This is a genomic window from Pseudomonas rhizosphaerae, from assembly GCF_000761155.1.
Classification (GTDB): domain Bacteria; phylum Pseudomonadota; class Gammaproteobacteria; order Pseudomonadales; family Pseudomonadaceae; genus Aquipseudomonas; species Aquipseudomonas rhizosphaerae.
Map to the genome: position 1 here is coordinate 1,206,193 of NZ_CP009533.1, position 23,355 is coordinate 1,229,547.

Annotated in this window: 22 protein-coding genes and 1 pseudogene; 15 read left to right on the plus strand and 8 right to left on the minus strand. The window is 61.8% G+C overall.

The features are described from left to right. Nucleotides 1-3: 3 nt before the first annotated feature. From LT40_RS05490 to LT40_RS05500, 3 genes are all read left to right on the plus strand, one after another. A complete protein-coding gene (locus tag LT40_RS05490; RefSeq protein WP_043187375.1) occupies nt 4-888 on the plus strand; it encodes a hypothetical protein in 885 nt (294 codons plus the stop codon). A 252-nt stretch (nt 889-1,140) separates the two neighbouring features. Further along, nucleotides 1,141-1,569, plus strand: a complete 429-nt coding sequence (locus LT40_RS05495; RefSeq protein WP_043187379.1) for a nuclear transport factor 2 family protein — start codon at nt 1,141-1,143, stop codon at nt 1,567-1,569. A 277-nt stretch (nt 1,570-1,846) separates the two neighbouring features. Continuing rightward, complete coding sequence (locus tag LT40_RS05500; protein WP_043187381.1) at nt 1,847-2,128, plus strand: hypothetical protein; 282 nt, start codon at nt 1,847-1,849, stop codon at nt 2,126-2,128. An 83-nt stretch (nt 2,129-2,211) separates the two neighbouring features. On the opposite strand, the gene LT40_RS21960 is transcribed toward LT40_RS05500, so the two are convergent. Together LT40_RS21960 and LT40_RS21965 are read right to left on the minus strand one after the other, a co-directional pair. Further along, complete coding sequence (locus tag LT40_RS21960; RefSeq protein WP_410904121.1) at nt 2,212-2,997, minus strand: methyl-accepting chemotaxis protein; 786 nt, start codon at nt 2,995-2,997, stop codon at nt 2,212-2,214. Nucleotides 2,998-3,066: 69 nt separating this feature from the next. Continuing rightward, nucleotides 3,067-4,092 (minus strand): annotated as a pseudogene (locus tag LT40_RS21965) (HAMP domain-containing protein); the annotation flags it as partial. Nucleotides 4,093-4,851: 759 nt separating this feature from the next. Here LT40_RS21965 and LT40_RS05510 point away from each other — a divergent pair. Further along, nucleotides 4,852-5,124 carry a DUF3077 domain-containing protein gene (locus tag LT40_RS05510; RefSeq protein ID WP_043187386.1) on the plus strand — a complete coding sequence of 91 codons (273 nt, stop codon included), beginning with the start codon at nt 4,852-4,854 and terminating at the stop codon, nt 5,122-5,124. A gap of 204 nt (nt 5,125-5,328) precedes the next feature. Here LT40_RS05510 and LT40_RS05515 read toward each other — a convergent pair whose 3' ends face one another. Next, entirely contained in the window at nt 5,329-6,594 is a 1,266-nt protein-coding gene (locus LT40_RS05515; protein WP_043187390.1) for a mechanosensitive ion channel family protein, read from the minus strand. 184 nt (nt 6,595-6,778) lie between these two features. On the opposite strand from LT40_RS05515, the gene LT40_RS05520 reads away from it, so the two are divergent. The 4 genes from LT40_RS05520 to LT40_RS21940 all read left to right on the plus strand — a co-directional run bounded on the left by LT40_RS05520 (nt 6,779) and on the right by LT40_RS21940 (nt 10,033). Beyond that, nucleotides 6,779-8,122 carry a DEAD/DEAH box helicase gene (locus LT40_RS05520; RefSeq protein ID WP_043187392.1) on the plus strand — a complete coding sequence of 448 codons (1,344 nt, stop codon included), beginning with the start codon at nt 6,779-6,781 and terminating at the stop codon, nt 8,120-8,122. A gap of 140 nt (nt 8,123-8,262) precedes the next feature. After that, nucleotides 8,263-8,655: a hypothetical protein gene (locus LT40_RS05525; RefSeq protein ID WP_043187397.1), complete on the plus strand. Its 393-nt coding sequence runs from the start codon at nt 8,263-8,265 to the stop codon at nt 8,653-8,655. Between the two features lie 176 nt (nt 8,656-8,831). Continuing rightward, nucleotides 8,832-9,758: a DMT family transporter gene (locus tag LT40_RS05530; protein WP_043187399.1), complete on the plus strand. Its 927-nt coding sequence runs from the start codon at nt 8,832-8,834 to the stop codon at nt 9,756-9,758. A 149-nt stretch (nt 9,759-9,907) separates the two neighbouring features. Beyond that, nucleotides 9,908-10,033, plus strand: coding sequence for a PA1414 family protein (locus LT40_RS21940; protein ID WP_286916280.1), 126 nt, complete (start codon nt 9,908-9,910; stop codon nt 10,031-10,033). Between the two features lie 76 nt (nt 10,034-10,109). Here the strand turns inward: LT40_RS21940 and glpD are convergent, their stop codons facing one another. The 4 genes from glpD to LT40_RS05550 all read right to left on the minus strand — a co-directional run bounded on the left by glpD (nt 10,110) and on the right by LT40_RS05550 (nt 15,249). Beyond that, nucleotides 10,110-11,648, minus strand: coding sequence for a glycerol-3-phosphate dehydrogenase (gene glpD, locus LT40_RS05535; RefSeq protein ID WP_043187401.1), 1,539 nt, complete (start codon nt 11,646-11,648; stop codon nt 10,110-10,112). A gap of 312 nt (nt 11,649-11,960) precedes the next feature. Next, nucleotides 11,961-12,716, minus strand: a complete 756-nt coding sequence (locus LT40_RS05540; RefSeq protein WP_043187404.1) for a DeoR/GlpR family transcriptional regulator — start codon at nt 12,714-12,716, stop codon at nt 11,961-11,963. A gap of 137 nt (nt 12,717-12,853) precedes the next feature. Further along, nucleotides 12,854-14,356, minus strand: coding sequence for a glycerol kinase GlpK (glpK, locus tag LT40_RS05545; protein WP_043193328.1), 1,503 nt, complete (start codon nt 14,354-14,356; stop codon nt 12,854-12,856). A 53-nt stretch (nt 14,357-14,409) separates the two neighbouring features. Then, entirely contained in the window at nt 14,410-15,249 is an 840-nt protein-coding gene (locus tag LT40_RS05550) for an MIP/aquaporin family protein (protein ID WP_043187407.1), read from the minus strand. Nucleotides 15,250-15,545: 296 nt separating this feature from the next. On the opposite strand from LT40_RS05550, the gene ybaK reads away from it, so the two are divergent. Together ybaK and LT40_RS05560 are read left to right on the plus strand one after the other, a co-directional pair. After that, nucleotides 15,546-16,016, plus strand: coding sequence for a Cys-tRNA(Pro) deacylase (gene ybaK / locus LT40_RS05555; protein WP_043187409.1), 471 nt, complete (start codon nt 15,546-15,548; stop codon nt 16,014-16,016). 124 nt (nt 16,017-16,140) lie between these two features. Next, a complete protein-coding gene (locus LT40_RS05560; protein ID WP_043187412.1) occupies nt 16,141-16,935 on the plus strand; it encodes a PhzF family phenazine biosynthesis protein in 795 nt (264 codons plus the stop codon). Here the strand turns inward: LT40_RS05560 and LT40_RS05565 are convergent. After that, nucleotides 16,912-17,823, minus strand: coding sequence for a LysR family transcriptional regulator (locus tag LT40_RS05565; protein WP_043187416.1), 912 nt, complete (start codon nt 17,821-17,823; stop codon nt 16,912-16,914). The genes LT40_RS05560 and LT40_RS05565 overlap by 24 nt on opposite strands. Nucleotides 17,824-17,959: 136 nt before the next feature. Between LT40_RS05565 and leuC the strand changes: the two genes are divergently transcribed. From leuC to asd, 5 genes are all read left to right on the plus strand, one after another. After that, nucleotides 17,960-19,393: a 3-isopropylmalate dehydratase large subunit gene (gene leuC / locus LT40_RS05570; RefSeq protein ID WP_043187422.1), complete on the plus strand. Its 1,434-nt coding sequence runs from the start codon at nt 17,960-17,962 to the stop codon at nt 19,391-19,393. Beyond that, nucleotides 19,390-20,031: a 3-isopropylmalate dehydratase small subunit gene (leuD, locus tag LT40_RS05575; RefSeq protein WP_043187427.1), complete on the plus strand. Its 642-nt coding sequence runs from the start codon at nt 19,390-19,392 to the stop codon at nt 20,029-20,031. Before leuC ends, leuD begins: the two co-directional genes overlap by 4 nt. A gap of 172 nt (nt 20,032-20,203) precedes the next feature. Beyond that, nucleotides 20,204-20,962 carry a class I SAM-dependent methyltransferase gene (locus LT40_RS05580; protein ID WP_043187429.1) on the plus strand — a complete coding sequence of 253 codons (759 nt, stop codon included), beginning with the start codon at nt 20,204-20,206 and terminating at the stop codon, nt 20,960-20,962. 58 nt (nt 20,963-21,020) lie between these two features. After that, entirely contained in the window at nt 21,021-22,103 is a 1,083-nt protein-coding gene (gene leuB / locus LT40_RS05585; RefSeq protein WP_043187431.1) for a 3-isopropylmalate dehydrogenase, read from the plus strand. A 66-nt stretch (nt 22,104-22,169) separates the two neighbouring features. Then, nucleotides 22,170-23,282 carry an aspartate-semialdehyde dehydrogenase gene (gene asd / locus LT40_RS05590; RefSeq protein WP_043187433.1) on the plus strand — a complete coding sequence of 371 codons (1,113 nt, stop codon included), beginning with the start codon at nt 22,170-22,172 and terminating at the stop codon, nt 23,280-23,282. Nucleotides 23,283-23,355 lie beyond the last annotated feature (73 nt).

The window sequence follows — 23,355 nt, forward strand, 5'->3', positions numbered from 1 at the left end:
CGCATGCCCACCGTACCTCGCCTTACTCTGCTCGCCGCCGCGCTGGCGGCTGTCATGCAACCCAGCTTGGCTGCAACGCGCAGCGTGCCGTCCATCGAAACCGAAGATGCCGCACTGGGCAGTGTCGACATCGGCGAGACGTCCGGTCGCTTTCACCCGCAACTGAGCATCGATGCGCGCAACGGCGACTTCTCCCGCGGCAACTACGACGATGACGCGGCCAGCCTGGGTCGCATTCCACTGCACGCCCAGGCCGGCTTCGCGCTGGACCTGCACCAGGCCGCCGACGGCAGCGCCGACGCCTGGCTGGTGTTCAGCACCAGCAACGGTTTCCATAGCCCGTCGAGCGACGAAACGGTGAGCCCGCGACGCTGGTACGAAAGCAACAACCTGCTGGGCCTGGTGGTTTCGCCCAGCGAGGGGCTGCGACTGGGCTTCGTCTATACCGTCAAGACCAGCCCCAACGATGTCGCCGCCACCACCCAGGAGGCGAGCTTCACCATGGCTTACCAGGCTGAAACGGGATTTGGTGCCTGGCGACCGGGGCTGGCAGTCACCAGCCGCACTCAAGGCGACAGCGGCTTGTATACACAGGGCAGTCTGGAGCCAGGTGTGGATTTGAGCGATGCAGGCTTACGCTTGAGTTTTCCCAGTGCCGTCGGGGTCGGCTGGAACGGTTTCTATGGTCCTGATTCTGGCGACCGCCTGTACGCCCGCACAGGTCTGGCACTCGAGCAGCCTTTCCAGTGGAGCGAAACCCGCTGGAGCGCCCGCGCCGAGGCCCTGGCCATCTACCGCGATGGCACCCTGCGTGAACTCAGCGGCCCGGATGGAGAGACCGACAGCGTGGTGCCTCAGGTGACCTTGAGTCTGTCCATGGCGTATTGAAAGAGGAGGGCGGGCGTGCCGTAGGCGATGCCCATTCCAGCGCAAGGATCAGGGCAGTGGATTGCCGCCGGTGACACCGAATACTTCGTCGGTAATGCAGGTCGATTCCTGATCCGCCACCGTCATTTACTAATAGTTGCAATTTCGCGCAGACGACAGGCAGAATCGCGATTGTTGTATGATGACGGACAAGCACGGTCATCTGCGACTTCTTCTTTTCGTATCCTACAATTACAACAAAAGGATCTGTGCATGAAAAAGCTGACACTACTAGTGGGTTTCCTGTGCCTGTTCACGGGCTACGTGGCTGCTGCATCCCCCGATGAAACTGATGTCGCCGCTGCCGTGGATAGGCTGACGCAGGCCATGTGGCACAAGGATATTGCGCAACTCAATGCACTGACGGCCGAGAATCTGACCTATGGTCATTCGAGTGGCAACATTCAAGACAAGCGAGCGTTTATCGCCGACATCGAAACCGGTAAAAGCGCCTTTAACGAGCTGAAAATGCTCAACCAGAAGATCACCCTGTCCGGGGATGTCGCTTTGGTGCGCAATCATTTTTCGGCTCAGGCTGTGAACAGCGGAAAAGTCGTGCCTACTGAAATCGAAAACTTTCAGATCTGGCAGAAACAGAATGGCGAGTGGCTATTGATCGGCCGTCAGGCCTTTCGCTTCTGATACCTGCGTCCAAGCAGTCGTGAGTCCAGTGTAGGAGCGGTCATTGGCCGCGAAGGGTTCACCGCGCAGTTCCCGACACACTGCGGCGTGCTCTTTGCGGTCACACCCCGCTCCCATATGGAGTCTTCGGCGTCCTGCGGGGGTGTCATACCAGTCCCTTCAAAAGCCCGCTGGGCGGACGAGCTCCACTAAGAAACACCTTGACTCAGAATCCCTACTTCGGCCAAAACGGGCAACGGTATGATCTGGCGCAGTCCAATTTCCTATAGAGGTTTCCATGCCGTCCAGACTGATCGTTTACCCGGCCGTCGTCGCGCTGACCGTTCTTCTTGCGGGCTGTGACGCCGCCGAGACCGCTGCGAACAAAGTCATCGAAACATCCAAGACGCAATTGGTCGAGGCAGCGCGCGATACCTTCAGCGAATCCGCCAAGCAGATCAACGAGACGATCGACAAGGCGCAGCAAAGCGCCAAGCCGTGGATGAAGGACGGTGACGAAAAAAACGAGACCCAGCAATCGACCGCTGAACGAGAGGACAAGGCCAAGTCTGAAGGTTGAATCAGGTCCGCAGCTTCAAATCCCATGAAGCATTGGCCTGAAGGAGCAGCGGGCACGGCCAATTGTCCGCTGCGGCAAAACAGTTAGATTTTGAAGCTGTCCACCAACTGCTTCAAACGGTTGGCTTGTTGGGAAAGGGCGTCGCAATTGCGCAGCGTCTCGGTGAGGTTGGTCACGCCCTGCTGGTTGAGCATGTTGATTTGACTGATGTCCACATTGAGCGCCTCCACCACCGAGGTCTGCTCCTCGGTCGCCGCAGCCACCGATTGGTTCATGCCGTCGATCTCGCCGATGCGCTGGGTCACGATGCTCAAGCGGTCACCGGCCTGATTGGCCACCGCCATGCTTTCCTGGCTGGAAGCCTGGCTGGTGTTCATCGTCACCACCGCCTCGCGCGAACCCACCTGAAGCGTCGTGATCATCTTGTGGATTTCTTCGGCAGACTGCTGGGTGCGGTGCGCCAGATTTCGAACTTCATCGGCCACCACCGCAAATCCGCGGCCGGCTTCACCTGCCCGCGCCGCCTCGATTGCCGCGTTCAAGGCCAGCAGGTTGGTCTGCTGGGAAATACCTTTGATCACGTCGAGGATATGGCCAATGTTGTCGGTACCGGCATTCAGGGTCTCGATCTGCTCGCATGACAGACTGATTTTCTCGGACAAGGTGCTTATGGCCTCGATGGTACGCGACATCACCTGGCGACCGTCGTCGGCTTGACTGCTGGCATCACTGGCCTGACGCGACGCTTGCGCTGCATTGCGCGCAATCTCCTGGGCCGCGGCGCCCAGCTCGTTGATTGCAGCGGCAACGCTCTCGGTGCGAGCGCTTTGCTCGTCGGAACCGGCAATCGACTGGTTGGAAGAGTGCATCACGCGTTGCGACAGCGCATGTACTTCGCGGGTGGCCGAGGACACTTCGCCGATGGAGGCGTGGATACGCTCGACGAACTGATTGAACGAGGTACCGAGTTCGCCGAATTCATCGCGGCTTTCAACGACCAGGCGACGCGTCAAGTCACCTTCGCCCTGCGCGATATCCCGCATCGCCCGGCCCATGGTGACCAATGGGCGCATCAAGACGTTGATGAGCAGGGTCAGCAGCAGCGCAATGGCGATCACCGCGACTATCATGGCGATCAGCGCCGACGTACGGAACTGGCGCAGCGGCGCGTAGGCCTTGTCCTTGTCGATCGACAGACCCACGTACCAGTCCGCCGAAGGCAGCCCCGTGACCGGCGTGAACGAGAGCAGTCGTTCCTGGCCATTGAGGATGACTTCCTGCAGATTCTTCTCGATGCGAGGGGTGTTGCCGGGGTAGACGTCTTTCAGGTTTTTCATGACCTGATCCTTGTCCGGCGACACCAGCACCTGGCCGTCACCGCTGACCAGAAACGCGTGGCCGATACCGCCAAAATCCACCGAATTGATGATCTGCACCAATGTATCGAGGCTCAGATCGCCGCCGACCACGCCCATCAGTCGGCCCTGGCTTTTAACGGGCGCTGCCACGGTGACAACCAGGCCACCGACCGAGGCCAGATAGGGTGGCGTGAGCATGACCTGATCTGCACTCACCGCAGCCTTGTACCAGGGCCGTTGGCGCGGATCGTAGCCCGCAGGCATCTGAGTATCGGGGCGTTGGGTGAAGGTGCCGTCTGCCTGACCCATGTAGGTGAATTGAAAATTGCTGGTGATGACGGGCTGATCCAGCAACCCGGCGTAGTCGGCCTTGTCTGCCTGGTAGGCAATGTTCTGGCGCAGGTTCTCGATCACCAGGATCCGACCGCTGAGCCAGTTCTTGACGCTGCTTGCCGTCAGTTCGCCCGATTGCTTGACCGACGCACTGAGGTTTTGCTGGATGGAACTGCGCTGAAGGTAGTCGTTGTAGACCGTAAACAATGCAAACGCCAGGATGACGATGCTGCAGCCGGCGATCAGGATTTTATGGCTGAATTTCAGGTTCATGGACGCGAAGGGTTCCAAGGCGTGAGTAGGCGAATACTGAGCACAGAGCCAGTGATGCGGTAGCGCTGTTGGGCAGCGGATCGGACAGGGGGCAAGCGGCGGAGGGCGTCAAATGATTGCGCGGACAACCCTGGCCTTGAGCTTTGTCGGCTGCATGCGCGTGAACATGAGATCGGGTGCGTGATTTCGGCTGTGTGGTTGTCTTCACGGTACCCATCGGTATCACTTCATCGAGCGCCGCGTCTTTTCACACAAACCATTTCTGGTCAACCACTCAGCCCACCCGTGGGAGCGGTCATCGGCCGCGAAGGGCGCACCGCGTAGTGCCTGGCACACCGCGGCGCCTGCTTCGCGGCCACGGACCGCTCCTACAGAAAGGCACTGGCACCCCGTAGGAGCGGTCATTGGCCGCGAAGGGCGCACCGCGTAGTGCCTGGCACACCGCAGCGCCTGTTTCGCGGCCACGGACCGCTCCTCAGTGCACCGCAAGTTGCGATCACCCTCCCTTCAAGCTAACCTCCCCACCGTCGCTGCACATTCAGTGACCCAGGCTTGGCGGCCTGAGAGATACGGCGCAAAGCGCCGCCCCACCCATCGCGGCGTTTTTTATGCCCGCGATGTCGTGTCATGGCGGGTTGCGCAGGGACCTCTTCGGAGGTGCCGGTTCGTATCCCGGTCCGCCAACCTTGTGCAATTCGCCACCCTTCCTGCTTGGCGGCAGAGGGTGTCGATTCCTCACTCGATACGGATCATCACACCATGACTACTCTGCATAACTGCAAAACCTTGGGTATCACTTCGTTCGCCCGGTGCGGCGACGGCTCGCACACGTTATTTCTGGTCAACTCCAATGTTCCCGCCGATGCGGCGCTCGAATATGCAGCGATGCTGCAGGCGAGCGTGAATCAGGCGCTGCTGGAGGCGGTGGAGGGGGATTCGGTAGCTGCGTTGCTGTGGCCGGCGTTGTATCTGGGGGAAATGGCGAAGGCGGTTATCGAGGATCTGGCTGAGGGAGCGAAGGCGACGGGTTAGGCTATCGCCTTCAGGCGTTTGCCAGGAATATCTGATTTCTGAAGGAATGAGCATGGCTCCATGTGGGAGGTGCCTTCTTCGCGGGCAGAGGGCTCGCCGCCCGCCCCGTTCCCACTTAAGGCCGCGAAGGGCGCGCCGCGGAGTGCCTGGCATACCGCAGCGCCTGGTTCGCGGCCACGGACCGCTCCCACAAGGGACTGGTATTCAACTGTGGGCAGTCACCGCCACCAACCCACCGCGCAAATCCGCGCCGCTGGGCTTCTGGTACACGCTTAGCCCGAACTCCGGCAGCACGGCCAGCAGGTAATCGAAGATATCGCCCTGAATCCGCTCGTACTCGGCCCAGGCCGTGGTGCGGGTGAAGCAGTAGATTTCCAGGGGTACGCCTTCGGCGGTGGCTTCCATCTGTCGGACCATGCAGGTCATGTTCGGCTGGATGTCGGGGTGCGCGTTGAGGTACGCCAGGGCGTAGGCGCGGAAGGTGCCCAAGTTGGTCATGCGGCGCTGGTTGGCGGACAGTTCTGCCACTTCGCCTTGGGCTGCGTTCCAGGCCTTGAGTTCGGCCTGCTTGCTGCTGACGTAGCCACTAAGCAGATGCACCTGGGTCAGGCGCAGTTGTTCCTGTTCGTCGAGAAAACGCACGCCGCTGGCATCGATGTTCAGGGCGCGCTTGATGCGCCGGCCGCCGGACTGCTGCATGCCGCGCCAGTTCTTGAACGACTCGCTCATCAGCCGCCAGGTGGGAATGGAAACGATGGTCTTGTCGAAGTTCTGGATCTTCACCGTGTGCAGGGTGATGTCGACGACATCGCCGTCGGCGCCTACCTGGGGCATTTCGATCCAGTCGCCGACGCGTAGCATGTCGTTGCTGGTCAACTGCACACTGGCCACGAACGACAGCAGGGTGTCCTTGTAGACCAAAAGAATGACCGCAGACATGGCACCCAGGCCGGACAGCAGCAGCAACGGCGAGCGGTCGATCAAGGTAGCGACGATGATGATCGCGCCGAAGATGTACAGGATCATCTTCGCCAGTTGCACGTAGCCCTTGATCGAGCGGGTGCGAGCGTGTTCGGTGCGGGCGTAGATGTCTAGCAGGGCGTTGAGCAGGGCGCCCAGGGCCAGCACCATGAACAGGATGGTGAAGCCCAGGGCGATGTTGCCGATGACGTGCTTGCTGTTGTCGCTCAGCACCGGGATCAGGCCCAGGCTGAACTGCACCACCAGCGACGGCGTCATCTGCGCCAGGCGATGGAAGACCTTGTTGTGCAGGAAGTCGGTGAGCCAGTGCAGCGAAGGGCGGCGACTGAGCAGCTTGACCGCGTGCAGGGTGAGAAAGCGTGCCAGGCGGCCCAGGGTGAAGGCGGCGATCAGCAGCAGGAACAGCGACACACCGGCCTGCAGGACCGGCTGGTCGTCGAGGCCCGTGATGAAGGTGACAGTTTGTTGCCAGAGCGATTCGATATTCATGGGTGGGCGTGCAGCTCCCGAGTTGAAAAGGGGGCGGGGATTAAAGCCCATTGCGCAGGGCAATCGCCACGCCTGGAAAGATTTGCATGCAATTTACCCAGTTACGGGTAAAGAAATTCGGCTAATCGTCCGCAAACCGGTACCCTATGCAGTCGAATTTATGTACTCCGTCGAGGTAACACCCGTGTTTTCCCAATTCGCCCTGCATGAACGCCTGCTCAAAGCCGTCGCCGAGCTGAAATTTGTCGAGCCGACGCCGGTGCAGGTAGCGGCCATTCCTTTGGCCTTGCAAGGGCGCGACCTGCGGGTGACGGCGCAAACCGGCAGCGGCAAGACCGCGGCATTCGTGCTGCCGATCCTCAACCGCTTGATGGGTCCGGCCAAGGTCCGTGTGGACATCCGTGCCGTGATCCTGCTGCCGACCCGTGAGTTGGCGCAGCAGACCTTGAAGGAAGTGGAGCGCTTCAGCCAGTTCACCTTCATCAAGGCTGGCCTGATCACCGGCGGCGAAGACTTCAAGGTGCAGGCCGCCATGCTGCGCAAGGTGCCGGATATCCTCATCGGTACGCCGGGCCGCCTGCTGGAGCAGCTCAACGCCGGCAACCTGGACCTCAAGAACGTCGAAGTGCTGGTGCTCGACGAAGCCGACCGCATGCTCGACATGGGTTTCTCCGAAGACGTGACGCGCCTGAGCCAGGAGTGCGCCCAGCGCGAACAGACCCTGCTGTTCTCGGCCACCACCGGCGGTGCGGGTCTGCGCGAGATGATCGGCAAGGTACTGAAAGACCCGGAGCACCTGCTGATCAACAACGTCAGCCAACTGGCCGAGGGGACTCGCCAGCAGATCGTCACGGCCGACCACAACGTCCATAAAGAGCAGATCCTCAACTGGCTGCTGGCCAACGAGACGTACCAGAAAGCCATCGTCTTCACCAATACCAGGGCCATGGCCGATCGCATCTACGGGCGGCTGGTGGCACAGGAATACAAGGCGTTCGTGCTGCACGGTGACAAGGACCAGAAGGATCGCAAGCTGGCCATCGACCGCCTCAAGCAGGGTGGCGTGAAGATCCTTGTGGCCACCGACGTGGCGGCGCGTGGTCTGGATGTGGACGGTCTGGACTTGGTAGTCAACTTCGACATGCCGCGCAGCGGCGATGACTATGTGCACCGCATCGGCCGCACCGGCCGTGCCGGCAACGAAGGCCTAGCGATATCCCTGATCTGCCACGGTGACTGGAACCTGATGTCCAGCATCGAACGCTACCTCAAGCAGACCTTCGAGCGTCGCGTGATCAAGGAAGTGAAGGGGACCTACGGCGGACCGAAGAAGGTCAAGGCGTCGGGCAAGGCGGTCGGCGTGAAGAAGAAAAAGACCGACAAGGACAAGAAGGGCGACAAGAAAAGCGTCGCCAAGGGCCCGACCAAGCGCAAGAGCGTCAACCGTCCCAAGGCCGATACTCCGGCATTGGTGAGTCAGGACGGGATGGCGCCGCTCAAGCGCCGCAAGCCTGCCGTCAGCGAGTAACACCCGCCTGGCGGGTCTGCCTCCGTTGGAGGCCAGACCTGCCAAAACACCCCGCTAAGCCGTCTTCCCGCAACTCCCTCGCACGCACCCGGTCCCATGCCTGGCAAGCCCTTTCACTCATGTGTTGGAGGTTCTTCCGGATGACCACTTACGACTGGCAGTTGATCGAGCGTCTGTTGCACGAAGTGCAGAATGGCGCCAACCAGGATTTCGCTGCACACCGCTATGCCCAGGACCACGCAGAGGCGACCACGGCGCAGGGTGACACGCCTGCTCATATTGACGAGCTGGCGGCCCAAGCCCGTGACTATGAAAAGCTGTTGCTAGAACGAGGGTTCATCGAGCAGCGACCAGACAGCGAAGGCGGCACGGGACACAATTTCCAGCTGACCCTGCGCGGGTCCAGCCTGTTGAGCCTGATAGACAGCAGCATTCCGGATAATGACCACGGGCTTGAAGTGCTCGACGACCAGGACGATGCGCTGGACCCGGCGACCTTTGACGAAGTGGCTAGTAAACCGCAGATTGTCTGACTCAATGCGGATGAGCTGATGTAGAGGTGTGCCCTTCGCGGCCGCTGACCGCTCCCACGTATTGCAAAGCGCAAGTCGTGAGCGCGACTGATGGCCGCGAACGCTTTGTGATGAATGGCTTGATACACTGGTGTTTTCCTTGCGGAGAGCACCGTCATGCCGTGGTCGATTCACCGATGAGCGCAGAACGTCGTCAAACCGATGGCTTCGCCCTCAAGGTCATGCTGGGTCTGTGCCTGATCTGGGGTATCCAGCAGGTCACCATCAAATGGGCCGCCGCCGATATCGCGCCGGTGATGCAGGCGGCCATGCGCTCGGGTATTTCCGCTGTGCTGGTGGCGATGCTGCTCTGTTGGCGCGGTGGTTGGGGGCATGTGCCCTACACCTGGCGTGCCGGGCTGGTCGCCGGGTCGTTGTTTGGCCTGGAGTTCCTGTTCATTGCCGAAGGCTTGAAGCTGACCTCGGCGGCGCACATGTCGGTGTTTCTCTACACCGCGCCGGTGTTTACCGCCCTTGGCCTGCATGCTCTGTTGCCAACCGAACGCCTGCGACCCTTGCAGTGGCTGGGCATTGCCTTGGCGTTCAGCGGTATCGCCTTCGCCTTTGCCGGCGGGATTTCCTGGCAGCACTTGGATCGGCGTATGTTGCTGGGCGATGCCATGGGCTTGATGGCGGGCCTGTGCTGGGGCGCGACCACGGTCGTGGTGCGCACCTCGCGGCTGTCCGAAGCGCCCGTTGCCCTGACGCTGTTCTACCAGTTGATCGTCTGCGTGGTGGGACTGTTGATCATCGCCCTGGCCACGGGCCAGTTCAGTCATGTGAGCTTCACGCCAATCGGGGTCGCCAGCGTGTTGTTCCAGGGCGTTGTGGTCTCTTTCGCCAGCTTTTTGATCTGGTTCTGGCTGCTGCGCCGCTACCTGGCGTCCAACCTTGCCGTGTTCTCGTTCATGACCCCGTTGTTTGGCGTGACGTTCGGGGTGGTGCTGCTGGGCGAGCCACTGAGCATCAACTTCATCCTGGGTGCGATGTGCGTGCTGTTGGGCATCACCCTGGTCAGTGCCGAGCAGTGGGTGCGCCGAAAGCTGCGAATCTGGATAACGTAATGAATTACTCGCCAGGCCGATGATCAATTGATAGGACTGCGACTTTTCGACACAAGTGCGTGCATGCATCCTACGTCGCTTAGCGCTATGATCGAACAGAAGCGACGGACCATGACCGTCGCTCGGGCTTTTCCCTGAAGGGGGGCGATATGAACGGAAACTTGTACAACTGGCTCCATGATCTGGCTGTCGCACTTGGGCTGGTGCCGCCACCACCGCAGCCCGTGCCGATCCCGGCCGATAACCACCGACCTCGGCAGCGTCCACGGCGCTGAGCCTTCTCAGCCTGCCTCGCGCCATGCAAAACGCCCCTTACGGGGCGTTTTTCGTTACGGGTAATACTGGCGTGGTTCAAGCCGCCTGAGTATTCGCCCGGCTGGCGTCGATTTTAGCCAGGTAGGCATCCAGGCGAGCCGCAGCCGCTTCGTCGACGAACAGGCCCAGCTTGCTGCGGCGCCACAGTACGTCGTCGCTGCGCGTAGCCCATTCGTGCTCGTACAGGTAATCGACTTCGCGGCTATACAGGCCTGCACCGAGCTCTTCGCCCAGATCGGCCAGCGACTGCGCGCCTTCGATCAGGCGCAGGCTGCGGCTGCCATAGCTGACGGCCCAACGCTCGGCCAGCCCGCTTGGCAGCCATGGCGCCTTGGCGCGCATGGATTGCGCCAGCGCCTGGGGCGTGGTCATGTCTTCGCCGCCAGGCAGGGCACTGGTCGCCGTCCAGCTACCGCGCATCTGCGCGAAGAACGGCTTGAGTTGTGCCATGGCCGATTCCGCCAGCTTGCGATAGGTCGTCAGCTTGCCGCCGAACACCGACAGGATCGGTGCCTCGCCCTGGCCACCGCTGAGTGACAGGGTGTAGTCGCGGGTGATGGCCGACGGGTTGTCCGACTCATCGTTGCACAGCGGGCGAACACCGGAATAGGTGCGCACGATGTCGCTGCGGCTGACCTGTTTCTTGAAGTGCGCGTTGACCACCTTGAGGATGTAGTCGGTTTCGGCATCGGTGATTTCCACCTTGGACGGGTCGCCGGTGTACTCGCGGTCGGTGGTGCCCAGGATGGTGAAGCGGTCCAGATACGGAATAGTGAAGACGATGCGCTGGTCTTCGTTCTGCAGAATGTGCGCTTGCTCGCCTTCGTACAGGCGCGGGACGATCAAGTGACTGCCTTGGATCAGGCGAATGCCGTACTGAGATTGCAACTGCAAGTCGTCGCGGATGAACTTGGCCACCCATGGGCCCGCTGCGTTGACCAGTGCGCGCGCCTTCAACGTGAAGGTGCTGCCGTCTTCGCGCTGCAGATTGACCTGCCAGATACCGTCCACACGCTTCGCGTCGACACAACGAGTGCGGGTGTGGATGTGCGCGCCTTTTTCCCGCGCGGCCATGGCGTTCAATACCACCAGGCGGGCGTCGTCCACCCAGCAGTCGGAGTATTCGAAGCCACGGGTAATCTCTGGCTTCAGTGCACTGTCGGCACCGAAACGCAGGCTGCGCGAGCCGGGCAGTTTTTCTCGCTTGCCCAGGTTGTCGTAAAGGAACAGGCCGGCACGGATCATCCACGCAGGACGCAGATGAGGCCGGTGCGGCAGCACGAAACGCATCGGCTTGACGATGTGCGGGGCCTTGGCCAGCAGCACTTCGCGTTCGGCCAGCGCTTCGCGCACCAGGCGGAATTCATGGTGTTCCAGATAACGCAGGCCACCGTGGATCAGCTTGCTGCTGGCCGACGAGGTGTGGCTGGCAAGGTCGTCCTTCTCGCAGAGAAAGACGGAGAGCCTACGCCCGGCAGCGTCGGCGGCGATCCCCACACCATTGATACCACCACCGATCACGGCGACGTCGTAGATTTCAGCCAACGGTTGGCGGGGCAAGGTCGAATGGGGCATGGCAGCCTCCTGCGTTTATCAAGGAGCGTTCGAATGAGTGCTTTGAATTCGAACATCGATGTTCAATTCCGAAAATACTAGCCCAATACGTAGGGGTTAGCCAGTTGAAGATGATTGAATTTGTTGATCGGTGCAGGCGAAAGCGAAGAAATGTGAACATCGAGCGCGTGCGCGCCAGGTCGCAAGCGTTGCTGGGTGGGGTTCTGGGAGAGGAAGAGACCGGGCGCGGTTAGCCATGCCGGACGACCGCCGACGCGGCTTGCGCCGCTGCTACACGGATACGCGCTCTCTGCAGTAGGAGCGCGCGTAGGATCAGACGATTTCGAGGCGGATCTTGTGTTGCTGCAGCAGTTGCAGCAGGGCGGGGACGGGCGGTTGGTCGGTGACCAGGCAATCGATCAGGCTGATCGGGCCCAGACGAACCATGGCATTGCGGCCGAATTTGCTCGAGTCGGCGGCCAGAATGACCTGCCGGGCGTTGGCGATGATCGCCTGGCTGACGCGAACCTCTTGGTAGTCGAAGTCGAGCAGGCTGCCGTCTTCGTCGATGCCGCTGATGCCGACCAGGGCGAAGTCGACCTTGAACTGGGTGATGAAATCGATACTCGCCTGACCCACCACGCCGCCGTCGCGACGCACATTGCCACCGGCCAGCAGTACATCGAAGTCGTCTTTGCCGCTGAGGATCGAGGCCACGTGCAGGTTGTTGGTGATGATCTTCAGGTGGCTGTGGTTGAGCAGGGCGCGGGCGATGGATTCGGTAGTGGTGCCGATGTTGATGAACAGCGAGGCGTGGTCGGGGATCTGGGCGGCGATGGCTTCGGCGATGCGTTGTTTTTCGTCACGCATCTGGTCGGCACGCATGGCGTAGGCCGTGTTCTCGATGCTCGAGTCGTAAGCGGCGCCACCGTGGTAACGGCGCAGCAGGTTGACCTCGGCCAGCTGGTTGATGTCGCGGCGGATGGTCTGCGGTGTCACGACGAACAGCTGGGCCATTTCCTCGATGCTGACATAGCCGCGTTCGCGTACCAGTTCCAGTATCTGCTGTTGGCGGGGAGGCAGGTTCATGGGGCTTCCTTTGGCTGCCATGCAAAAGCATGCATGATGCCGCAGGAAAGGCCCCCATCGCCAGACTTGATTGCAGGGGCCGGCATTGCATCAATCCGCAAGGCACCGGCCGGATTGCCCGGTCGGTGCCTGCTCGATCACTGCTCTTCGTGCGGTTCCCAGTCGCGGGTACGCTCGACGGCCTTTTTCCAGCCGGCGTAGAGTTTCTCCTTGCCGGTTTCGTCGAGCAGCGGCTCGAAGGTGCGTTCGATCACGGCTTTGCCGCGCAGCTCGTCCAGGCTGCCCCAGAAGCCACACGCCAGGCCCGCCAGGTAGGCGGCGCCCAGTGCCGTGGTTTCGCGCATCTGCGGACGCTCCACCGGCGTGCCGAGGATGTCGGCCTGGAACTGCATGAGGAAATTGTTGGCCACCGCGCCGCCGTCCACGCGCAGGGCGCTCAGGCGTTCGCCGGAGTCCTGTTGCATGGCGTCGAGCACGTCGCGGGTCTGGTAGGCGATCGACTCCAGCGCGGCGCGAATGATGTGGTCGACACGCACGCCACGGGTCAGGCCGAACAACGCGCCACGGGCATAGGGGTCCCAGTAGGGTGCGCCCAGGCCGGTGAAGGCGGGCACCAGGTAGACACCGTTGGTGTTCTTGACCTTGCTGGCGAAGTATTCGGTGTCGTAGGCGTCGTTGACGATCTTCAGTTCGTCGCGCAGCCACTGCACGGTCGAGCCGCCGTTGAACACGGCGCCTTCCAGGGCGTAGGCCACTTCGCCACGAGGGCCGCAGCCGATGGTGGTGAGCATCCCGTGCTGGGAAGTCACGGCCTTCTTGCCGGTGTTCATCAGCAGGAAGCAACCGGTGCCGTAGGTGTTCTTGGCCTGGCCGGGCTCTACGCACATCTGGCCGAACAGGGCGGCCTGCTGGTCGCCGGCGATCCCGGCGATGGCGATGCCGCTCTTGGTATGGCCGTAGACTTCCGACGACGACTTGACCTCTGGCAGCATCTCGCGCGGGATGTCCAGGGTCTGCAGCATCTTCTCGTCCCACTCCAGGGTGTGGATGTTGAAGAGCATGGTGCGCGAGGCGTTGGTGTAGTCGGTGACGTGGACCTTGCCGCCGGTGAATTTCCAGATCAGCCAGCTATCGATGGTACCGAACAGCAATTCGCCGTTGCGGGCGCGCTCGCGGCTGCCTTCGACGTTGTCCAGGATCCACTTGAGCTTGGTGCCCGAGAAATACGGATCGACGACCAGGCCGGTGGTCTGCTTGATGTAGTCTTCCATGCCATCGCGCTTGAGCTGCTGGCAGATCTCGGTGCTGCGTCGGCACTGCCAGACCACGGCGTTGTAGATCGGGCGACCGCTGTTCTTGTCCCAGACCACGGTGGTTTCACGCTGGTTGGTGATGCCGATGGCTGCAACCTGGGCGTGGCTCAAACCGGCCTGGGCCAGGGCCTCGACCATGGTCGCGCTCTGGGTGGCGAAGATTTCCATCGGGTCGTGCTCGACCCAGCCCGCCTGCGGGTAGTGCTGGGCGAACTCGCGCTGCGACGTGCCGACGACGTTGGCGTCGCGGTCGAAAATGATGGCCCGGGAGCTGGTAGTACCTTGGTCCAGGGCGATGATGTAGTTCTTGTTGTCGGTATCGGTCATGTCGATGGCCTTGCGCAAGTTTGAAATAAATGCGGAACGTGGTGTGTACAGGCTCAGGAAGCCTGCACCTTGGATGCGGCTGCTTTGGCCGACTCGTTGACCGAGTTGGGCAAATGGCGCGCGATCAGTACCCGGTAGGCGCCGGCGCCCAGGCAGGCACCTACGATCGGCGCCACGATGGGAACGATGAAATAGGGAATCGTGCGGCCACCGGTGAAGGCTATTTCACCCCACCCGGCGATAAAGGTCATCAGCTTGGGGCCAAAATCCCTGGCAGGGTTCATGGCGAAGCCGGTCAGCGGGCCCATGGCACTGCCGATCACGGCGATCAGCAGGCCGACCAGCAGGGGCGCCATGGCGCCGCGCGGAAGGCCGTTGTGCTCGTCGCCCAGGGCCATGATCACGGCCATCAGGATGGCGGTGATGACCATCTCGACGAGGAACGCCTGACCGACCGACAGCGCGGCGTGCGGGTAGGTGGAGAAGATACTGGCGGTTTCAAGGCTCGCTTGCGTGCCGCGGACGATGCCGTGGGTTTGTTCGTAATCGAAGAACAGGCTGCTATAGAGGGTGTAGACCAGCGCCGCCGAGCAGAACGCGCCGGCTACCTGGGCCAGAATGTAGAAGGGCAGCTTGCGTTTTTCGAAGCCGCCGAACAGGCACAGGGCAATGCTCACCGCCGGGTTCAGATGCGCCCCGGACACACCAGCCGTCAGGTAGATCGCCATGCTCACGCCGACGCCCCAGATGATGCTGATTTCCCAGAGGCCGAGGCTGGCCCCTGCGACCTTGAGCGCCGCGACGCAGCCGGTACCGAAGAAGATAAGCAGCGCGGTACCGAGAAACTCGGCAGTGCACTGGCCCGACAGGGTCGGTTGTTGCTGTGCGGTCATCGTGTGTTACCCCAATTGTTTTTTTTGTCTGACGCTGTTTTCAGCGCCTGGAATCTACCGCCGTGCGATCCCCATCGCGCGTCGGGTTACAGCCGTTCAGCACATTGTACTATCGTGCCTATCTTCACAAACGAAAAAATATAGACAAGAAACGCCGCTGTCAAAGGTCGAAAGTGAACGAGTTCGTTCAATGATCGAGAACCGAATCGTCCATTTGCGGCAAAGCCACGGTTGGCGTGGCTTGCCTGCCTGTGTCCTAATGCCGGGCATCGGTTTTATTTGTCTGGAGTCCCTGCATGACACCCGCCCTGGACCTCTTGAAGAAGCATCGCGCCGACCATCGGGTGCATGCCTATGAACACGATCCCAAGGCCGCGTCCTACGGATTGGAAGCGGTCGAAAAGCTCGGCCTGGCCCCGGCTCAGGTGTTCAAGACCCTGCTGGCGGCCACTGAAAAAAGCGAACTGCTGGTGGCAGTGGTGCCCGTGACCGGCACGCTGGATCTCAAGGCGCTGGCCCAGGCCGCAGGGGTCAAGAAATGCGAGATGGCCGATCCACAGGCCGCGCAGCGTGCTACTGGCTATCTGCTGGGCGGCATCAGCCCGCTGGGACAGAAGAAGCGCTTGCGCACTTTCATCGATCAAACTGCAGCGGCGCTGCCCCATGTGTTCGTCAGCGCCGGCCGGCGAGGGCTGGAAGTGGAGCTGGCGCCGCAGTTGCTGGCCGAGCATACCGGGGGGCACTTCGCCGATATCGGCCGCGTCTGATGCACGCAGGACCGATGCACGCAGGACTGATACACGCAGAAAAGTAATCAGCGACTTCACGAGTCGAACGCCGACAGCCCTACGGCCTGGCCGCCGCCCCCTTTACGCAACAGCGAGGATTGCCATGCAGCTGGATTTCCATCAGGTCGATGCGTTTACCCAACATCCCTTTGCGGGCAACCCGGCCATTGTCTACCGCCTCGACAGCTGGCTGGCCGATGAGCTGATGCAGAAGATCGCCGCCGAACATAACCTGGCCGGGACCGCGTTCATGGTCCGCGAGGCCCAAGGGTGGCATATTCGCTGGTTTACACCGCTCACCGAGATGCCCTTGTGCGGTCATGCCACCCTGGCCAGTGCCTACGTGCTGTTCGAGGTCTATGGCGAAACCGCTTCGAGCCTGTCGTTCGCCAGCCGTGCCGGCACTCTGATCGTCAGCCGTGAAGGCGATCGCTTGTGGCTGGACTTCCCGGCAATGATGCCCGAAGAGCAGTTGGGCCTGACCCTGGAAGTTGAGCGCGCCTTGGGCTGCGAGGCGGTCGACGTGATGGCGGCGGCTTCACTGTTCGTACTGCTGGAATCGGAGCAGGCGGTGCGTGAATGCCAGCCGAACATGACGGCCTTGGCGCGCCTGCCCTGGCCTGGGGTGATCATCACCGCACGGGGTGATCATCACGATTTCGTCTCGCGCTACTTCGCCCCGGCCATGGGCATCGATGAAGACGCGGTGACCGGTTCCACCCATTGCAGCCTCATTCCGTACTGGTCCAAACGCCTGGTCAAGACCAGCCTCACTGCCTACCAGTGCTCGCCGCGCGGTGGCGAGTTGTTCTGCCGAAGGGAAGGCGAGCGGGTCAAGATCGGCGGTTATGCCATGCTGGTCAGCAGCGGCCGTCTACTGCTTGGCCCCCAGATCTGACTCATTGTCGGCCAAGGTGCTGGCTTGGCCATCGAGCAAGGCCATGAAGGCGCGCGCGGCGTTGGACAAGGTCCGCTCGGTGTGGAGGATATAGCCCAGCTGGCGGCTCAACTGAACGCCGGGCAGTTCGAAGCGCGCCACTTGCTCGTCGAGCATGGTGCGCGGCAGCACGCTCCACGCCAGCCCGATCGACACCATCATCTTGATGGTTTCCAGGTAGTTGGTGCTCATGGCGATGTTCGGGCTCAGGCCTTGAGCTTCGAACAGGCGGCTGACGATGTGATGGGTGAAGGTGTTGCCGCCCGGAAACACCGCCGGATGTTCAGCAATGTCGCTCAGCTTCACCGCCTCCTGCAGGGCCAGCGGGTGTTCGGGGGCAGCGACGAAATCCAGCGGGTCATGCCACACCGGCACCGAGCGCACCAAGTGATGGGGCTCGGGTGCCAGGGTAATCACGGCCAGCTCCGCACGGCCGTGGAGAATTTCCTCGTAGGCCACTTCCGAATCGAGAAACTGGATGTCCAGGGCGACCTTGGGGTACATCCGCGTGTAGGTGCGCAATAGCGAGGGCAGTCGGTGCAGGCCGATGTGGTGACTGGTCGCCAGGGTCAGCCGACCGGTCACGTCACCGCTGAGATTGGTCAGGGCGCGACGGGTGTCTTCCAGCACGTCGAGGATCTGGTAGGCGCGCGGCAGTAGGGCCCGGCCGGCTTCGGTCAGATTGACTTCGCGGCCCAGGCGGTCGAACAGGCGAATACCCAATTGCTGCTCCAATCCGGCGATGCGTTTGCTGATCGCCGGCTGGGTCAGGTGCAAGCGATCTCCGGCCCTGGAAAAACTGCCCACCTCGGCAATCGCTATAAAAGCATTGAGACTGGCCAGGTCCATGGGTGGATTCCTTTTGGTTATCCAAAGTATGAAAATTATGAATTTGAGTTATTGAAGATAACCTCATAGCATCATCCCTACAAGCCAAGCGGTTATTGGCATAGAAAAGATAGAAAGACTGATGAGGAAACGTCCGATGGCCGGCAAAACGCTCTACGACAAGCTCTGGGATTCGCATTTGGTCAAGCAGCGCGACGATGGCTCGGCGCTGATCTACATCGACCGTCACATCATCCACGAAGTGACTTCGCCCCAGGCGTTCGAGGGCTTGCGACTGGCCGGCCGCAAACCATGGCGCATCGACGCCAACATCGCCACACCCGACCACAACGTGCCGACCACCCCGGAACGCAAGGGCGGCATTGCGGCCATCGCCGACCAAGTGTCGCGTTTGCAGGTGCAGACCCTGGACGACAACTGCGACGAGTACGGCATCACCGAATTCAAGATGAACGACGTGCGCCAGGGCATCGTCCACGTCATCGGTCCGGAGCAGGGCGCGACCTTGCCCGGCATGACCGTGGTCTGCGGCGATTCGCACACTTCCACCCATGGTGCCTTCGGTGCCTTGGCCCACGGCATCGGTACATCGGAGGTCGAGCACGTGCTCGCCACCCAGTGCCTGGTGGCCAAGAAGATGAAGAACATGCAGGTGCTGGTCGAAGGCACCTTGCCGTTCGGCGTCACCGCCAAGGACATCGTGTTGGCCGTGATCGGCAAGATCGGCACCGCTGGTGGCAATGGCCACGCCATCGAGTTCGCCGGCAGCGCCATCCGCGATCTGTCGGTGGAAGGCCGCATGACCATCTGCAACATGTCCATCGAGGCCGGTGCTCGTGTGGGCCTGGTGGCCGCCGATGAAAAGACCATCGCCTACGTCAAGGGTCGCCCGTTCGCGCCCAGCGGCGCCGATTGGGACAAGGCAGCGCAATCCTGGAAGGGGTTGGTGTCCGACGCCGACGCCCATTTCGACACCGTGGTGCGCCTGGATGCTGCGCAGATCAAGCCGCAGGTCAGCTGGGGCACTTCGCCGGAAATGGTCCTGGCCGTGGACCAGAACGTGCCGGATCCGGCCCGTGAGGCGGATCTGGTCAAGCGCGGTTCCATCGAGCGTGCCTTGAAGTACATGGGTCTGACCGCCAACCAGGCGATCACCGATATTCAGCTCGACCGGGTGTTCATCGGCTCGTGCACCAATTCGCGCATCGAAGATTTGCGCGCCGCCGCCGTCATTGCCAAGGGCCGCAAGGTGGCTTCGACCATCAAGCAGGCGATCGTCGTGCCGGGCTCGGGCCTTGTCAAGGAGCAGGCCGAAAGCGAAGGCCTGGACAAGATCTTCCTCGAAGCCGGCTTCGAATGGCGTGAGCCGGGCTGCTCGATGTGCCTGGCGATGAACCCGGACCGGCTGGAGTCGGGCGAGCATTGCGCGTCGACCTCCAACCGCAACTTCGAAGGCCGTCAGGGCGCCGGTGGACGTACCCACCTGGTCAGCCCGGCCATGGCCGCCGCTGCCGCCGTTGTCGGCCGTTTCGTCGATGTTCGTGAATTGATCCAGGGGAACGCAGCATGAAAGCCTTTACTCGACACACCGGGCTGGTTGCCCCGTTGGATCGTGCCAACGTCGACACCGACCAGATCATTCCAAAGCAGTTCTTGAAGTCGATCAAGCGCACCGGGTTCGGCCCGAATCTGTTCGACGAGTGGCGCTACCTGGATGTGGGCCAGCCTTATCAGGACAACTCCAAGCGCCCGCTGAACAAGGATTTCGTGCTCAACCATGAGCGTTATCAAGGCGCCAGCGTATTGCTGGCGCGAGAAAACTTCGGCTGCGGCTCCAGCCGCGAGCACGCGCCGTGGGCGCTGGACGAGTACGGTTTCCGCACCGTGATCGCCCCCAGCTATGCCGATATCTTCTTCAACAACAGCTTCAAGAACGGCCTGCTGCCGATCATCCTCAGTGATGAAGAAGTGGATGAACTGTTCAAGCAAGTCGAGGCGGCGCCGGGTTACCAGCTGACCGTAGATTTGGCGGCGCAGACCGTGACCGGCCCGAGCGGCAAGGTGTACGGCTTCGAGATCGACGAGTTTCGCAAGCATTGCCTACTTAACGGGTTGGACGATATTGGCTTGACCTTGCAGGATGGGGAAGCCATTGCAGCGTTCGAGGCCAAGCATCGTGCGAGCCAGCCTTGGTTGTTTCGCGATTGATTGATTGATTTAGGCAGGTTTGGCCTCTTCGCGGGTAGAACCCGCTCCCACAGGGTCTCCATCCATCTGTCAAAAAAGGGAATCCTGTGGGAGCGGGGCGGGCGGCGAGCCCTCTGCCCGCGAAGAGGCCGGCAAGTCCACCACAAACCCAGGCACAAGGAAGCCCAGCCACATGACCCAGCACAGCCAAGTCGTGCAGAGACAGTTCGGCGAACAGGCATCGGCCTACCTGAGCAGCGCCGTTCACGCCCAGGGCGCGGAATTTGCGCTGCTTCAGGCGGAACTGGCCGGCCAGTCCCACGCTCGGCTGCTGGATCTGGGTTGCGGCGCCGGGCACGTCAGCTTTCACTGTGCGCCACTGGTCAATCAGGTGGTGGCCTATGATTTGTCGCAGCAGATGCTCGACGTCGTCGCCAGCGCCGCCCGAGAGCGAGGGCTAGGCAACGTCAGCACCCAACTCGGTCCGGCCGAACAGCTGCCGTTCGCCGATGGCGAGTTCGACTACGTGTTCAGCCGCTACTCGGCCCACCACTGGAGCGACCTGGGCCTGGCCCTGCGCGAAGTGCGCCGGGTGCTCAAGCCCGGTGGCGTGGCGTGCTTCATCGACGTGATGTCACCGGGCAGCCCGCTGCTCGATACCTATCTGCAGAGCGTCGAAGTGCTGCGCGACACCAGTCATGTGCGCGACTACAGTGCCAGCGAATGGCTGAGCCAGGTTAATGCGGCCGGGCTGCAGGTGCGTGCGCATACACGCCAGCGCCTGCGCCTTGAATACGTGTCTTGGGTGGAGCGCATGCGCACCCCCGAGGTGATGCGCGCGGCCATCCGCAACTTGCAGCAAGCCGTGGGCGCCGAGGTGCGCGAGTATTACCAGATCGACGACAATGGCTCGTTCAGCACCGACGTGCTGGTGTTGTGGGCCCAGCGTTGAGCATTCATTCACGGCCTGCCCGCGGGCGCGCCGTATCAACGGAATTAACGAGGAAAGCATGAGCAAGCAGATTCTGATTCTCCCAGGCGATGGCATCGGTCCGGAAATCATGGCCGAAGCGGTCAAGGTGCTGGAGCTGGCCAACGACAAGTTCCAGCTGGGCTTCGAGCTGAGCCACGATGTGATCGGCGGCGCTGCCATCGACAAGCACGGCGTGCCGCTGGCCGACGAGACCCTGGAACGCGCCCGCGCCGCCGATGCCGTGCTGCTGGGTGCGGTGGGCGGACCGAAATGGGACAAGATCGAGCGCGACATCCGACCGGAGCGCGGCTTGCTGAAAATCCGTTCGCAGTTGGGCCTGTTCGCCAACCTGCGTCCGGCCATCCTCTATCCGCAGCTGGCCGATGCTTCCAGCCTGAAGCCGGAAATCGTTGCCGGGCTGGACATCCTCATCGTCCGTGAGCTGACCGGTGGCATCTACTTCGGCGCCCCCCGTGGCACCCGCGAACTGGAAGGCGGCGAGCGCCAGGCGTATGACACGCTGCCCTACAGCGAGAGCGAAATCCGCCGCATCGTGCGCGTGGGCTTCGACATGGCCCAGGTGCGCGGCAAGAAGCTGTGCTCGGTGGACAAAGCCAACGTCTTGGCGTCCAGCCAGCTGTGGCGCGAGATCGCCGAAGAGGTCGGCAAGGATTATCCCGACGTCGAGCTGAGCCACATGTACGTCGACAACGCCGCCATGCAACTGGTACGCGCGCCGAAACAATTCGACGTGATGGTCACCGACAACATGTTCGGCGACATTCTTTCCGATGAAGCGTCGATGCTCACCGGCTCCATCGGTATGCTCCCGTCGGCATCCCTGGACGCCGACAACAAGGGCATGTACGAGCCTTGCCATGGTTCGGCGCCGGACATCGCCGGCCAGGGCATCGCCAACCCGCTGGCGACCATCCTGTCGGTATCGATGATGTTGCGTTACAGCTTCAATCAGCACACGGCCGCCGATGCCATCGAGCAGGCTGTCAGCCTGGTCTTGGATCAGGGCTTGCGCACCGGCGATATCTGGTCCGAAGGCAACGCACGGGTCGGTACGCAGGAAATGGGCGATGCAGTAGTCGCCGCGCTGCGGAATCTGTAATCTCTTGGGCCCGCTGCGACTTTCAATCGAAAGCAGCGGCCCACTTTTCAAGAAGGTGTAGTTGCGATGAAACGTGTAGGTCTGATCGGTTGGCGCGGCATGGTCGGTTCCGTGCTCATGCAGCGGATGCTGGAAGAGCAGGATTTCGATCTTATCGAGCCGGTGTTTTTCACCACTTCCAATGTGGGCGGCCAAGGGCCTGCGGTGGGCAAGGAGATTGCCCCGCTCAAGGATGCCTACAGCATCGAAGAGCTGAAGACACTCGACGTGATCCTGACCTGCCAGGGTGGCGACTACACCAGCGAGGTATTCCCCAAGCTGCGCGAAGCTGGCTGGCAGGGCTATTGGATTGACGCTGCTTCCAGCCTGCGCATGCAGGATGACGCGGTGATTGTGCTCGACCCGGTCAACCGCCGCGTGATCGACCAGCAGCTCGATGCCGGTACCAAGAACTACATCGGCGGCAACTGCACCGTGAGCCTGATGCTGATGGGCCTGGGCGGGCTGTTCGAGGCCGGTCTGGTGGAGTGGATGAGCGCCATGACCTACCAGGCGGCATCCGGCGCCGGCGCGCAGAACATGCGCGAGCTGATCAAGCAGATGGGCAGCACCCATGCCTCGGTGGCCGATGACCTGGCCAACCCGGCCAGTGCCATTCTGGACATCGATCGCAAGGTGGCCGAGGCCATGCGCGGCGAGGGTTATCCAACCGAGAACTTCGGTGTGCCACTGGCCGGCAGCCTGATTCCGTACATCGACAAGGAACTGCCGAACGGGCAGAGCCGTGAAGAGTGGAAGGCTCAGGCCGAGACCAACAAGATCCTGGGTCGTTTCAAGAGCCCGATCCCGGTGGACGGCATCTGCGTGCGCATTGGCGCCATGCGCTGCCACAGCCAGGCGCTGACCATCAAGCTGAACAAGGACGTGCCGATGGCGGACATCGAGGGCCTGATCAGCCAGCACAACCCGTGGGTCAAGCTGGTAGCCAACAGCCGCGAAGCGAGCATGCAGGAACTGACCCCGACCCAGGTCACCGGCACGCTGAACGTTCCGGTCGGGCGCCTGCGCAAGCTGAACATGGGCTCGCAGTACCTGGGCGCGTTCACCGTCGGCGACCAGCTGCTGTGGGGCGCCGCCGAACCGCTGCGTCGCATGCTGCGGATTCTGCTGGAGCGCTGATGCCTTCAGGTTCGCTGGGTTCCGCCAGCCGAACCGCATCCATCGCCGACGCGGCTCGCGCCGCTGCTACGGG

Bases quoted from the DNA above. Each gene is read 5' to 3' on its own strand.
- LT40_RS05495 (WP_043187379.1), top strand. From the start codon at position 1,141: ATGAAAAAGCTGACACTACTAGTGGGTTTCCTGTGCCTGTTCACGGGC.
- leuD (WP_043187427.1), top strand. From the start codon at position 19,390: ATGAAAGCCTTTACTCGACACACCGGGCTGGTTGCCCCGTTGGATCGT.
- glpK (WP_043193328.1), bottom strand. From the start codon at position 14,356: ATGACCGATACCGACAACAAGAACTACATCATCGCCCTGGACCAAGGT.
- LT40_RS05510 (WP_043187386.1), top strand. From the start codon at position 4,852: ATGACTACTCTGCATAACTGCAAAACCTTGGGTATCACTTCGTTCGCC.
- LT40_RS05490 (WP_043187375.1), top strand. From the start codon at position 4: ATGCCCACCGTACCTCGCCTTACTCTGCTCGCCGCCGCGCTGGCGGCT.
- LT40_RS05500 (WP_043187381.1), top strand. From the start codon at position 1,847: ATGCCGTCCAGACTGATCGTTTACCCGGCCGTCGTCGCGCTGACCGTT.
- LT40_RS05525 (WP_043187397.1), top strand. From the start codon at position 8,263: ATGACCACTTACGACTGGCAGTTGATCGAGCGTCTGTTGCACGAAGTG.
- leuC (WP_043187422.1), top strand. From the start codon at position 17,960: ATGGCCGGCAAAACGCTCTACGACAAGCTCTGGGATTCGCATTTGGTC.
- ybaK (WP_043187409.1), top strand. From the start codon at position 15,546: ATGACACCCGCCCTGGACCTCTTGAAGAAGCATCGCGCCGACCATCGG.
- LT40_RS05565 (WP_043187416.1), bottom strand. From the start codon at position 17,823: ATGGACCTGGCCAGTCTCAATGCTTTTATAGCGATTGCCGAGGTGGGC.
- LT40_RS05530 (WP_043187399.1), top strand. From the start codon at position 8,832: ATGAGCGCAGAACGTCGTCAAACCGATGGCTTCGCCCTCAAGGTCATG.
- LT40_RS05540 (WP_043187404.1), bottom strand. From the start codon at position 12,716: ATGAACCTGCCTCCCCGCCAACAGCAGATACTGGAACTGGTACGCGAA.
- LT40_RS05515 (WP_043187390.1), bottom strand. From the start codon at position 6,594: ATGAATATCGAATCGCTCTGGCAACAAACTGTCACCTTCATCACGGGC.
- asd (WP_043187433.1), top strand. From the start codon at position 22,170: ATGAAACGTGTAGGTCTGATCGGTTGGCGCGGCATGGTCGGTTCCGTG.
- LT40_RS05550 (WP_043187407.1), bottom strand. From the start codon at position 15,249: ATGACCGCACAGCAACAACCGACCCTGTCGGGCCAGTGCACTGCCGAG.
- glpD (WP_043187401.1), bottom strand. From the start codon at position 11,648: ATGCCCCATTCGACCTTGCCCCGCCAACCGTTGGCTGAAATCTACGAC.
- LT40_RS05560 (WP_043187412.1), top strand. From the start codon at position 16,141: ATGCAGCTGGATTTCCATCAGGTCGATGCGTTTACCCAACATCCCTTT.
- LT40_RS05580 (WP_043187429.1), top strand. From the start codon at position 20,204: ATGACCCAGCACAGCCAAGTCGTGCAGAGACAGTTCGGCGAACAGGCA.
- LT40_RS21960 (WP_410904121.1), bottom strand. From the start codon at position 2,997: ATGCACTCTTCCAACCAGTCGATTGCCGGTTCCGACGAGCAAAGCGCT.
- leuB (WP_043187431.1), top strand. From the start codon at position 21,021: ATGAGCAAGCAGATTCTGATTCTCCCAGGCGATGGCATCGGTCCGGAA.
- LT40_RS21940 (WP_286916280.1), top strand. From the start codon at position 9,908: ATGAACGGAAACTTGTACAACTGGCTCCATGATCTGGCTGTCGCACTT.